Source organism: Acetobacter sp. (assembly GCF_047721705.1).
Lineage (GTDB): Bacteria > Pseudomonadota > Alphaproteobacteria > Acetobacterales > Acetobacteraceae > Acetobacter.
On sequence record NZ_JBDNXK010000089.1, the window covers coordinates 1 to 11,974 of the forward strand.

10 protein-coding genes are annotated in these 11,974 nt (G+C 58.3%); 6 read left to right on the plus strand and 4 right to left on the minus strand.

The window, feature by feature from the left end; genetic code table 11:
* Together rplT and rpmI are read right to left on the minus strand one after the other, a co-directional pair.
* Nucleotides 1-262: 50S ribosomal protein L20 (rplT, locus tag ABF824_RS13180; RefSeq protein WP_415489469.1), on the minus strand; the 262-nt coding region annotated here is incomplete at its 3' end.
* 14 nt (nucleotides 263-276) lie between these two features.
* Nucleotides 277-480 carry a 50S ribosomal protein L35 gene (rpmI, locus tag ABF824_RS13185; protein WP_415489470.1) on the minus strand — a complete coding sequence of 68 codons (204 nt, stop codon included), beginning with the start codon at nucleotides 478-480 and terminating at the stop codon, nucleotides 277-279.
* Nucleotides 481-973: 493 nt separating this feature from the next.
* Here rpmI and ABF824_RS13190 point away from each other — a divergent pair, with 493 nt between their 5' ends.
* The 5 genes from ABF824_RS13190 to ABF824_RS13210 all read left to right on the plus strand — a co-directional run bounded on the left by ABF824_RS13190 (nucleotide 974) and on the right by ABF824_RS13210 (nucleotide 8,698).
* Complete coding sequence (locus ABF824_RS13190) at nucleotides 974-2,302, plus strand: c-type cytochrome (RefSeq protein WP_415489471.1); 1,329 nt, start codon at nucleotides 974-976, stop codon at nucleotides 2,300-2,302.
* 33 nt (nucleotides 2,303-2,335) lie between these two features.
* On the plus strand, nucleotides 2,336-2,824 hold the full coding sequence (locus ABF824_RS13195) for a (2Fe-2S)-binding protein (RefSeq protein WP_018307870.1): 489 nt from the start codon (nucleotides 2,336-2,338) through the stop codon (nucleotides 2,822-2,824).
* Nucleotides 2,817-5,144, plus strand: a complete 2,328-nt coding sequence (locus ABF824_RS13200) for a molybdopterin cofactor-binding domain-containing protein (protein WP_415489472.1) — start codon at nucleotides 2,817-2,819, stop codon at nucleotides 5,142-5,144. The genes ABF824_RS13195 and ABF824_RS13200 overlap by 8 nt, the downstream gene beginning before the upstream one ends.
* A 211-nt stretch (nucleotides 5,145-5,355) precedes the next feature.
* A complete protein-coding gene (gene htpG, locus ABF824_RS13205; protein WP_415489473.1) occupies nucleotides 5,356-7,254 on the plus strand; it encodes a molecular chaperone HtpG in 1,899 nt (632 codons plus the stop codon).
* A 175-nt stretch (nucleotides 7,255-7,429) separates the two neighbouring features.
* On the plus strand, nucleotides 7,430-8,698 hold the full coding sequence (locus tag ABF824_RS13210) for a hypothetical protein (protein ID WP_415489474.1): 1,269 nt from the start codon (nucleotides 7,430-7,432) through the stop codon (nucleotides 8,696-8,698).
* Between the two features lie 5 nt (nucleotides 8,699-8,703).
* On the opposite strand, the gene ABF824_RS13215 is transcribed toward ABF824_RS13210, so the two are convergent.
* Together ABF824_RS13215 and ABF824_RS13220 are read right to left on the minus strand one after the other, a co-directional pair.
* A complete protein-coding gene (locus ABF824_RS13215) occupies nucleotides 8,704-10,524 on the minus strand; it encodes an ABC-F family ATP-binding cassette domain-containing protein (RefSeq protein ID WP_415489475.1) in 1,821 nt (606 codons plus the stop codon).
* A gap of 81 nt (nucleotides 10,525-10,605) precedes the next feature.
* Entirely contained in the window at nucleotides 10,606-11,346 is a 741-nt protein-coding gene (locus ABF824_RS13220) for a response regulator (RefSeq protein ID WP_415489476.1), read from the minus strand.
* A 51-nt stretch (nucleotides 11,347-11,397) separates the two neighbouring features.
* Between ABF824_RS13220 and ABF824_RS13225 the strand changes: the two genes are divergently transcribed.
* On the plus strand, nucleotides 11,398-11,922 hold the full coding sequence (locus ABF824_RS13225; RefSeq protein WP_415489477.1) for a sigma-70 family RNA polymerase sigma factor: 525 nt from the start codon (nucleotides 11,398-11,400) through the stop codon (nucleotides 11,920-11,922).
* The last annotated feature ends 52 nt before the right edge of the window (nucleotides 11,923-11,974 follow it).

The window sequence follows — 11,974 nt, forward strand, 5'->3', positions numbered from 1 at the left end:
TGCCAGCCTTGTCCAGACCGTTGATGAAACGGCTGTAGGTCAGGCCATGCTCACGAACGGCAGCGTTGATACGCTGGATCCACAGAGCGCGGAATTCGCGCTTCTTGTTACGACGATCGCGGTATGCGTACTGAAGCGACTTTTCGAGACGCTCGAGCGCAATGCGATAGTTCGTGGAGGAACGTCCGCGGAAGCCCTTGGAGAGCTTGAGAACCTTCTTGTGACGGGCGTGCGTCGTTACGCCCCGCTTAACACGTGCCATTTATAAGGTGCTCCTCAAGCCAGCCCGTAGGGGGCCCACTGTTTCACAGTCTTGCCATCCATCTCGGTCATCACCTGAGGACCGCGATTGGTGCGCTTCATTTTCTGTGAACGGTTGATAAGGCCGTGGCGCTTGTTGCCCGGGCCGCAGAGCACCTTGCCGGTCGCGGTGATCTTGAACCGCTTCTTGACCGACGACTTCGTCTTCATCTTGGGCATTTCAGTCTCCTTGACGTAAGGCCGCTTCCTTCCCGAAGGACGAAAACGGCAAAGCACGGCCGGGCATGCCCCACAGGCCCGGACGCGTGAAGGAAAGGCGCTCATACAGAACAGCACCTCTTCTTTCAAGTCATTTGTCAGAATCGCCAGTGCACGGATGGCATTTCACGCGCTCCAATCCATTCAGGGAGGGGAGGGAAAGGGGCTGAATATTCAAATCAAAGCAATGAAGTAATCGCATGTCTATATTCAGTGGAATATAGACAGTTTGTTCACTTGATGGTGCCTTAATAAGGTCATTGCAGCATTTCGGTAGTAAAAATTCTGCAATGACATAGATCATATTCTTGTTTTGCGGTTCCAAGTCCCAATTTATGCATTTATGGAAACATGGCACGGAGTGACACAAATGCGATCGGCAGCTTCTCGCTGGCGGCCACATGTCACTTTCCATTGTGAAAGACGGTCGGTTTCCCGGCAGTGAGGGTTGAGAGTGATCAAACGCATACTTACAGGCGTTGCGGGCGTCGGCATTGTCGCCGGAGTGGGATTTCTTTGGTACGCTTGGTGGCCAGCCATTCCCAAGATCGCCCCTGTGCAGCCGGGACAGTTTTCAGCGGAAAAGATTGAGCGCGGGCGCATTGTCGCGGCTGAAAGCTACTGCGTTGAATGTCACACCCGTCAGGATAACGGCGGTGGGCCGATGCTTGCCGGTGATTACAAGATGGAGACGCCGTTCGGCGACATCTTCTCTTCCAACATCACGCCGGACCCTGAGACGGGCATAGGCAACTGGTCGGAACCAGCCTTCCGTCGGGCACTTCAGTATGGCGTGTCCCGCGACGGCTCCCATCTGCTGCCTGCGTTCGTCTATGACCATTTCACCAAGATGAGCGACGAGGACATCTCGGACCTTTATGCGTGGATCATGACCCGTCCGGCGGTTCACATGACGCGTCGTCCGAATGGTTTTCCGCTCAGCATCTCCCCGCGCATCACGCTCGCCAGCTGGAAGCTGATGTTCTTCACGCCGGGTCGCTACAAGCCTGATCCGAACCACAATGCGGAATGGAATCGTGGTGCGTATCTGGCCGAAGGTGCCGCGCATTGTGGTGCGTGCCATACGCCGCGCAACCTCGCCGGTGCCGAAGAGGTGCCCAGTCATGAATATGACGGTGGCGTGGTTGATGGCTGGATCGCTCCGCCTCTGAACCAGAACAACCCGACACCGGTCGTGTGGACGGAAGACGAGCTGTATCAGTATCTGCGCAACGGCGTGGCCCCGCTGCACGGACCGGCTGGTGGCCCGATGTCGCCTGTCGCGCATGACTTCCTTGCGACCGTGCCGGAATCGGACGTTCACGCAATCGCCTATTACTTTGCCGACAAGGCCCATGCCGCTGAGCGTGTGTCCGGTGACAAGGCCGCTCTTGAGCACGCCATGGCGGACTCCAAGAAAGACCTTGTCGGGTTCAGCACGGACCCGGATGCGCGTCTGTATCAGGGCGCTTGTGGTGCCTGCCATTACAACGCAGCACCCGCACCGGTTCTCGGTCGCCCGGAACTCGCGCTCAACAATGCACTGTGGCTGAAAGAGCCGACCAACCTTTACCTTGTCATGCTGCGTGGTCTGACCGCCAAAGAAGGCCAGAGCGGCGTCGCAATGCCGAGTTTCTATAATGCGCTCAACGACAAGGATATGGCGCGTATCGCTGCCTATCTGCGCCGCACACGCACAACCCTGCCACCATGGACGGATCTGGAGAAGAAAGCTGCTGACGCCCGCAAGCTGGTGGAACCACCAGTCAATTCCTCGCACTGAGCCTCGGATGAGCTGGGATCACGGAGCCGTATCATGATCAAATTCAAACTCAATGGCCGTGACGTCTCGCTCGACGTGCCGGAAGACACCCCGCTGCTGTGGGCTCTGCGGGACGATCTCGGGCTGACGGGCACGAAATTCGGCTGCGGCGTCGGCCAGTGCGGTGCCTGCACCGTGCATGTCGGCGGACGCGCGACCCGTTCCTGCGTGACGCCAATTTCCGCCATCGAAGGCGCTGACGTCACCACGATCGAAGGACTGGATCCGGAAGGTCGCCATCCGCTTCAGGAGGCGTGGCAGGAAATTCAGGTGCCGCAGTGCGGTTACTGCCAGTCGGGACAGATCATGCAGGCAGCCAGTCTGCTGCGCGATTACCCCGATCCGACCGACGAGGATATCGACGGCGTCATGGGTGGCAGTCTCTGCCGCTGCATGACCTATATCCGCATCCGCAAGGCCATCAAGGAAGCTGCTGCCGCCATGAAGTCGGCCAAGACGGAGGGAGATCACTCCAATGGGTAAGCTCGAACGCATTGCCGCCCAGCAGGACCGGGCCGCAGGGCGCGGCCTGTCCCGGCGTGGCTTCCTCTCGGCTGCCGTCGGCAGTTCCTTCCTGTTCGGTTTCGCCCGTGAGTCGAAGGCCGCGCAGACCTATCCGCTTGGCGCGCCCCTGCCGCCGCCGGAGTTCGAGCCCAATATCTGGTGCTCGGTTGCGCCGGACGGCACGATCAATGTCAACATCATCCGCGCGGAGATGGGCCAGCATATCGGCACGGCTCTCGCCCGGATCATCGCTGACGAAATGGAAGCCGACTGGGACAAGGTGAAGATCACCTATGTGGACACGGACCCGAAATGGGGTCTGATGGTCACGGGTGGTTCCTGGTCCGTCTGGATGACATGGGATGTGTTCCGTCAGGCCGGTGCGGCCGCCCGGACCATTTTGGTCGAGGAGGGCGCGAAGCTGCTGGGGATTCCGGCCTCTTCCTGCCATGCCCGCAATGGTCGCGTGATTGGTGGCTCCTACTCCATCAGCTTCGGGGATATTGTCGCCAAGGCGAAGCCGACACGCAGCTTTACGCCTGACCAGATGAAGGCTCTGCCGCTCAAACCGGCTTCGGAGCGTCGCCTGATCGGCAAGCCGGTTAAGTCTCTGGACATTCCGTCCAAGACCAACGGCACGGCGATCTACGGCATCGATGCGAAAATCGACGGTATGGTCTATGGCCGTCCGAAGATGCCGCCGACGCGCTATGGCTCCAAGGTTGTCTCGGTCGATGACAGCGAAGCGAAGAAGGTTCCGGGCTACATCCGTTACATCACGCTGGAAGATCCCAGTGATACGGTTCCGGGCTGGGTTGTTGTGCTGGCCAAAAGCTATCCGGCCGCCATCCGTGCGACAGATTTGCTGAAAGTCGAGTGGACGCCGGGCAAGACCGCCAATGTCACGGAAAAGCAGATTCAGGATCGCGGACGCGAACTGATTGCGAAGTCCGATGTTGGTACCATGATCTTCAACGACAAGGGCGTCGATGAAGCGTTCAAGGGCGCGAAGCGCGTGCTGGAGCAGGAATACACCTGCGCTTCGGTGATGCACTATCAGCTTGAGCCGATGAACGCGATCGCCCAGCTGAAGAACGGCACGTGGGAAGTTCACTGCGGCAACCAGTGGCAGACCCTATTCCTGCCGGTCATCGCCAAGGCGCTTGGCGTGCCGGAATCCAAGGTGAAGATGGTCAGCTATCTGCTGGGTGGCGGTTTCGGTCGTCGTCTGAACGGTGACTATGCGGTTCCAGCAGCGCTGGCCTCCAAGGCCATCGGCGGCAAGCCGGTCAAGCTGATTCTGACGCGTTCCGACGACATGCAGTTCGACTCCATCCGTTCGCCATCCGTGCAGAAAGTGCGCGTGGCGCTGGATGAGAAGAACACCATCGTCGGGTTCGAGCATCACGCCACGGCTGGCTGGCCGACGGAAGTGATGGCTGGACCGTTCATGGAAAAGGGTGTGGACGGCAAGCCTTACGATCAGTTCGCCATCGCTGGTGCTGATAGCTGGTACGATTTCGGCACGTTCCGTGTCCGGGCAATCAGCAACGATCTTGCCAAGGAAACTTTCCGCCCCGGCTGGCTGCGTTCGGTGAGTGCAGGCTGGACCCCTTGGGCGCAGGAATGTTTCCTTGACGAACTGGCGCATGAACTCGGCAAGGACCCGGTCGCGTTCCGTCTGGAACTGCTGAACGGCAACGGTCCGGAAGGACGTAACAAGGGCAAGGCTCCGGATTCCAACGGTGGCGCACTGCGTCAGGCGGCTGTTGTGAAACGGCTGGCCGAAAAGGCTGGCTGGGGCAAGCCGCTTCCGAAAGATACGGCTCTGGGCATCGCCACGACCTTCGGTCAGGAACGCGGCATGCCGACTTGGACCGCCGGTGCGGTGCAGGTGCATGTGGATCGGACAACCGGTGTCGTCACCTGTCAGAAGATCTGGCTGGTGCTGGACGCCGGAACCATCGTCGATCCGGACGGTGCGCTGGCGCAGACGGAAGGCGGAGCGCTCTGGGGCCTCAGCATGGCGCTGTGTGAAGGCAGCGAGATCGTGGACGGCGTTTGCCGTGACCGCAATCTCGACACCTACACGCCGCTGCGTATGCCGGACGTGCCGGAGATGGACATCGAGTTTGTCGAAAGCACCGAAAAGCCGATGGGTCTCGGCGAGCCGGGCGTCACTACCATTGGCGCCGCTATAGGCAACGCCATCTTCAACGCGGTAGGCATCCGCCTGCGTCACATGCCGGTTCGTCCGGAAGACGTTCTGGCGGCGCTGAAGGAAAAAGGCGCGGCCTGATCGCGGCTATGAAGGGGAGCAGGGCCGGTCTCTGCTTCCCTTTTTTCTGCACTTCATTTTAACCGAATATGATCAAATAGGCCCTGACCCCTTGTGGGTTTACGGGTCTGTTCCCGCTTGAAAAACGGCTGTGACCACCACACATTACGGAAGGTTACGGTCGTTCGACGACTGCATTTGAATGAACTGAAAACAGAAGGATATTTATTATATGACCGAACAGGAGACTACGAACTCGTCTTCCTCGGCTGAAAAGCATGAATTCAGCGCCGAAGTCGGGCGTCTTCTCGACCTCGTCGTTCACTCCCTTTATTCCGAACGCGAGATTTTCCTCCGAGAACTGGTGGCCAACGCTGCCGACGCAACCGATCGCCGCCGTTTCGAGGCGCTGACGGACGGTGCCCGCGCTCTTCCCGAAGACGCGAAGATTCGCATCAATCCGGACAAGGATGCCCGTCTGCTGACCATCACCGACGATGGCACCGGCATGACCAAGGAAGAACTGGTCAACAATCTCGGCACCATCGCCCGTTCGGGCACGCGCGCGTTCGGCAAGGAGCTTGAGAGCGCAAAGCCTGAGGACAAGCCGAACCTGATTGGTCAGTTCGGCGTCGGTTTCTATGCCGCTTTCATGGTGGCGGATCGCGTGGAAGTCGTCTCCCGTCGCGCCGGTTCCGACGAGGCCTGGAAATGGACTTCGGACGGGAAGGGGTCTTACGAGCTTGCCCCTGCGACCCGCGACAAGCCCGGCACGGACATCACGCTGCACATCAAGGAAGATGCTGACGAGTTCCTTGATTCGTGGCGTTTGCAGGAAATCATCCGCAAGTGGGCCGACCATATCGCGTGGCCTGTGACCATCGTGAAGGACGGCGAGGAAAGCCCGGCCAACGAAGGCACGGCTCTGTGGCGCAAGCCGAAGAGCGAAGTGACGGAAGAACAGTATAACGATTTCTACCGTCACGTTTCCCATAACTTCGACACACCGTGGGACACGCTGCACTGGCGGGCTGAAGGCACCATCGAGTTCAGCGCGCTGCTGTTTATTCCCGGTTCACGTCCGTTCGAGTTCGGCGATCCGGCTCGCGAGAGCAAGATTCGCCTGCATGTGAAGCGGATGTTCATCACGGACGACGCTGCCTTGGTTCCGGCATGGATGCGCTTCGTCGTCGGTGTGGTGGATACGGAAGACCTGCCGCTGAACGTCTCGCGTGAGATGTTGCAGGCGACACCGGTTCTGGCTCGCATCCGCAAGGCCGTGACCGGTCGTGTGCTGAACGAGATCAAGAAGCGTTCTGCCGATAATGCCGAGTTCCTGAAATTCTGGGAAAACTTCGGTTCCATCGTGAAGGAAGGCATCTGGGAAGACGCCGAGCACCGCACGGAGTTAGCTGGTCTGGCGCGTTTCCGTTCCAGCGCCGTGAAAGAGGAAGAAGACAAGCCGGAGTCCGGTTGGACGACATTGGCCGATTATATCAGCCGCATGAAGCCTGAGCAGGATGCGATCTACTACCTGACGGGCGACAATGAGGATGCAGTGGCCAACTCGCCGCAGCTTGAGGGCTTCCGGGCGCGTGGTCTGGAAGTGCTGCTGCTGTCCGAGCCGGTCGATTCCTTCTGGCCGGATCGTCTGACCAGCTTCGAAGGCAAGACACTCAAGAGCGTGACGCAGGGTGCGGCCGATCTGGAGAAGTTCGCTGTCGAAGGTGAAGCCGCGACAGGTGAAGCCGCTGACATGGACATTCTACTCCCGGCGCTGAAAGAAGCGCTGGGCGCTGAAGTGTCCGATGTGCGTGGCACGGATCGTCTGGTCTCCAGCGCCGTCGTGCTGGCGGCATCCGAGAATGGTCCGGACCTTCAGTTGCAGAAGCTTATGCGTCGTAGCGGTCAGAAGCTGCCGGAATCGGCTCCGGTTCTGGAACTCAATCCGCGCAACCCGCTGGTGCTCGAACTGGCGCGTAAGGCGGCTGAGAAAAGCCCGGCTCTGGGTGATCTGGCCCGCGTGCTTCTGGATGTCGCCCGTATTCAGGATGGCGAGAATCCGAAGGACCCGACGGCTTTCGCACAGCGTCTGACCGGTCTGCTGACCATCGCAGCGAAGGGCGAATAAATCAGTCTGATGGAAAGACAGGACGGGCGGGAGAAATCTCGCCCGTTTTTTTATGCTTTTTTGCCATGAAATTAAGTTTCTTGATGAAATGAAGAAACTTGGGAATCGGCAGGGGAACCTGCCAAATGCCTGAACAGTTATTTATTGCGAAGTTTTGTCAGCGAGGGAATGTGACTTGAGTGGCGACGTGACAGACGGCGTGAACGTCGTGACATCAGGACGGTTTGAAGATTCTCTCTCGCAGGCAAAACAGAGTTTCGAACAGGGCGAGATTGGCGCGGCGCTTTCGGCGTGCCGGAAGACGCTTGATGAATGGCCAGACATTCGCCGACTGCGCGCCATACTGCTGGATGGACTGAAGGAAGCCTCTCTCGAGCAGAAGGGAGAACTGCTCGATCTGCTTATGCGCACCAATATGCGCAATGCGGAGCAGGATGCTGATCTGGCGGATGCTCTCTTCAAGGCACGACGCTTCGAGGAGGCACTGCCCCTTCTCAGAAATGTGGTGCGTGTTCTCGGGGGAGAGCGTTTCTCTGCCTGGAACTACGTTTGCTGTCTGGAGATACTCGGACATCATGATGAACTCATCGATAGCGCCGATGTGCTCGATGAGATGGCCGCGCATCAGAACGGTAGAATCTCGCTGTATAACCAGCTTGCCAACGCCAGACTGGCGAAATCGCATGATGAACAGGTCATTCTGAGAGAGGCCCGTGTACTGGAAGCTTCCTCATTATGGTTGCGACCGGAAGAGATTGTCGCGCGGCTGACAAAGGCCATTAAAGAAGGCACGTCGTTTTCTCTCGTCAATTTCGGATATCTGGAGGCACGGGTTGTATGCGCGACCAGTCTGCATGCGTCCTGCATCCTCCGTCCCACTGAAATGATCGAAATGGCTGATTCGGTCTGGCCGCGCATATGCAGCGCCTCATTTGAGGATTGTTCTGCACTGACATTGTCCCGGCTGGGAAAAGGCTACCGGGCGGCAGCGCGTGAGGCGTCTGTTCTCTGCGTGCCGCCATCACATGTTCTGCAACTCGACCATCAGCATATCGGATTTTTCGCGGAGCAAAATCACGAACTGCGCGCTGGACTGTCCGAATCCTGCGCGCCGATGGATGTGATGGGGGAGATTGCCAGCGGCGATCCGGGGTTGTGCGGGCTGCTGACCGGCCTGCCGTTTGCCGGCATTGTTACGGACATACCCGGTCTGGCTGAGCGGATCGCAACGCGATGCAAGCTGGTGGCCGTGACGGAGATCATGGTGGAACATCATGCGCTGGACACGATGCTCACCCAGATCGATCAGCTATGGGTGCCTTATCCGGGTGCGGTTTTTCTGGTCGTGCTTACGGGGCTTGCTCCTTATGCCTGCGGTCAGATTGCGGCCAAGGGTGGCGTCGCTATTGATGTCGGTTCCTGCGCGGGAACGTGGGATGCCTGATGGTGTCAGTCAGCCTGTAACGCTTCCCGCTTGACCTCCAACTGAAGCCACTGTTCTTCGGCATCCGTCAGAGCACGTTCAGTTTTTTCCAGATCGTCGCTGAGTTTGGCGAACATCTTGGGATCACGGGTATAGAGATTTGGGTCCGCAAGCTTTTCACGCAGGCCGGTGATGGTGGTTTCCAACTCGGCAATCTGCCCCGGCAGTTTATCGAGCGCGTGCTGGTCCTTGTAGGACAGCTTCCGTCCGCCAGTTTTGTTGCCACCCGGTTTGGCCTTTGTTTCGACAGGGGCGGTGATCATCTGGGGTGCTGAGGCGGTGCGTTCATCCAGCGCTACACCGCTTCTCTGTGCGAGCATGTCGCTGTAACCGCCCGCATACTCGGTCCATGTGCCATTGCCCGTAGACGCCAGCACTGATGTGGCGACACGATCAAGGAAGTCACGGTCATGGCTGACGAGCAGGACTGTGCCGTCATAGGAGGCGAGCATTTCCTGCAGCAGATCGAGCGTTTCCAGATCGAGATCGTTCGTCGGCTCGTCGAGCACCAGAAGATTTGAAGGCTGAGCAAGCGCTCGTGCCAGCATCAGTCGTCCACGTTCTCCCCCTGACAGACGCCCAACGGGTGTGCGGGCCTGTTCAGGACGGAACAGAAAGTCCTTCATATAGCCAATAACGTGACGTTTCTCGGTGCCAACCTGCACCATGTCGCCACCACCGCCAGTCAGCGTATCGGACAGGGTGGTGTTCGGATCGAGCGCCTTGCGCTGCTGATCGAGTGTGACCATCGCAACAGACGGACCAATGGTAATGATGCCGCTGTCAGGCTGATCAACGCCGGTCAGAAGGCGGAGAAGGGTGGTTTTTCCTGCGCCGTTGGCTCCCACAATGCCCATCCGGTCGCCACGCAGAACGCGAAGATCAAGGTTCTTCACGATAGGGCGCTCACCCCAGCTTTTGCTGACGTTTTCGGCAACTGTGACGAGTTTTCCAGAAGAGCCGCTTGTCTGGGCAACAAGGGTGACGGTTCCCTGAGGACGAACATTTTCCTTGCGGGTCGTGCGCAGTGCGGCCAGTTCGGCCACGCGCCGCACATTCCGCTTGCGACGGGCTGTCACGCCGTAGCGCATCCAGTCTTCCTCGCGGGCAATCTGGCGGTCGAGCTTGTGGCTGTCGCGCTCTTCCTGCTCAAGAACTTCGTCACGCCAGCTTTCGAACCGCTCGAAACCCTGATCCAGCCGACGGGTTATGCCGCGATCCAGCCAGACGACACTTCGTGAAAGGGTTTCCAGCAGGCGACGGTCATGGCTGATGATGACCATCGCGGTGCGAAGGGAGAGAAGCTCCCGCTCCAGCCATTCAATGGTTGGCATATCAAGGTGGTTGGTCGGCTCATCAAGGAGCAGCACGTCGGGTTCGGCTGCGAGAACGCGCGCCAGAGCACAGCGTCGCGCTTCTCCGCCGGAAAGCGTCGCGGGGTTATCTGTCGGGCTCATGTTGAGCGCGTCGAGCATGGCGGAAGCACGCCATTCTTGGGAGGGGTCAGTCAGACCGGCAATCACATAATCAAGCGCGGAATCGTAACCTGAAAGATCAGGCTCCTGCGGCAGGTAACGGAGAGTGCTGCCTGGCTGGAGAAAACGTATTCCGGAGTCAGATGGGATTTCACCTGCGGCAATACGCAGCAGCGTCGATTTGCCGCAGCCGTTACGACCGACAAGACAGACGCGCTCGCCTGCCGAGACGGCAATTTCCGCGCCATCGAGCAGCGGTTTGCCGCCGAGGGTGAGAGTGATGTCCTGAAGATGGAGAAGGGGAGGTGCCATTGGCGGAAAGTGCGGCGAAGCGCGCTTTCTTGCAAGGCTTCAGAGTGATGTCTCTTGTGTCGGCTCAGCAATTTTATTGGGTCAGGGGACCGGAACACCGCCAGTGATGGCCTGATAGGTCGCAACAGCGAGCATCAGAGGGTCAAATGGTTTGGTGATCACAAAGGCGGGTTCGATCGTATTGCCCGTGAGCAGACATTCCGGATAGGCGGTGACGAAAATGACGGGCACACTCATTGAGCGCATGATCTCCGCCACTGCGTCCATGCCGTTTCCACCGTCACCCAGATTGATGTCGGCGAGAATGAGGCCCGGTTTTGTCTCTTTTGCGAGTGCTATGGCGTCCGCCTGCGTATGGGCTATGCCTGCGACCGTGTGACCGCATCGGATCACCAGATCTTCAATATCCATGGCAATGATCGGCTCATCTTCTATGATGAGGATGGCTGTCTGAGAGACCGAACGAATCGTTTTGTACGCATCATCGATCTGTTGCACTGCGATCTGGGGATCAATGCCAAGGATTTCCGCCGCCTGATTGGAGGGAAGGCCTTCAAGGGCAGTCAGAAGAAGAAGCTGTCGTTGGGAAAGGGGCAGGGTGTGATTGTGTGGCGCGTTTTTCTCAAGTGCGGCCGCCTTGACGGAAATGACCCGATAAAGGTCATGCCGCGCCGAGGAACGGCCCCTTGGTTGCGTGACGAGTTCCCGCAGGCTTTCCGCGACCAGAAGATCGCCGCAGGGCTGGCTGCCCGTCAGGGCACGGGCGTAGCGTCGTGCATAAGGAAGAGCGCGGATCAATTCGCTGCGGTGCGACTGTGGCATCGTAAACCTTCCTTACCGGGAACTTAGATGACGAACAGGGGTTAAACTGGCATGTCGGACCATGGTCAGAAAAGAGCCTCTGATCTGAAGAATGAAAAACATGTGTCGTTTCGCGACGGCATCGTTGCATTATTGCCAGAGCTTCGCGCGTTTGCTCGTTTTCTGAGTCGCGATCGCATGCGGGCTGATGATCTGGTGCAGGAAACGGTTGTGAGGGCGTTCGCCTCACGAGACCAATTTACAGACAATACGAATCTAAAAGCGTGGTCATTTACCATTCTTCGTAATTTATTCTACGAGCATACCCGTAGATGCAAGCGCGAGCGGGCAATTCTGGATGAATATGGTGAACGCTCTCATCCTGAAGCTGTTCATGACGCTGCGTTATCTGATCTTTCTGATTTGAATCGGCTTTTGTGGTCGTTGCCTGTGGCGCAGCGTGAAGCTCTGACGCTCGTGGGTGCGCAGGGGATGTCATATGAAGAAGCTGCTCGGATCTGTGAGGTGTCTGTGGGCACCATGAAGGCGCGTGTTTCGCGGGCCCGTCGGTTCCTGAACGAATCGCGAGAAGGCTGATTCGCATTAATTTTTGTTGGTTTTCTGGGTTTTTTGGTTGGTGTTTGGATTT

Excerpts from the sequence above, each read along its gene's own strand:
- rpmI (WP_415489470.1), bottom strand. The coding sequence starts at position 480 with ATGCCCAAGATGAAGACGAAGTCGTCGGTCAAGAAGCGGTTCAAGATC.
- ABF824_RS13195 (WP_018307870.1), top strand. The coding sequence starts at position 2,336 with ATGATCAAATTCAAACTCAATGGCCGTGACGTCTCGCTCGACGTGCCG.
- ABF824_RS13200 (WP_415489472.1), top strand. The coding sequence starts at position 2,817 with ATGGGTAAGCTCGAACGCATTGCCGCCCAGCAGGACCGGGCCGCAGGG.
- htpG (WP_415489473.1), top strand. The coding sequence starts at position 5,356 with ATGACCGAACAGGAGACTACGAACTCGTCTTCCTCGGCTGAAAAGCAT.
- ABF824_RS13215 (WP_415489475.1), bottom strand. The coding sequence starts at position 10,524 with ATGGCACCTCCCCTTCTCCATCTTCAGGACATCACTCTCACCCTCGGC.
- ABF824_RS13220 (WP_415489476.1), bottom strand. The coding sequence starts at position 11,346 with ATGCCACAGTCGCACCGCAGCGAATTGATCCGCGCTCTTCCTTATGCA.
- ABF824_RS13225 (WP_415489477.1), top strand. The coding sequence starts at position 11,398 with ATGTCGGACCATGGTCAGAAAAGAGCCTCTGATCTGAAGAATGAAAAA.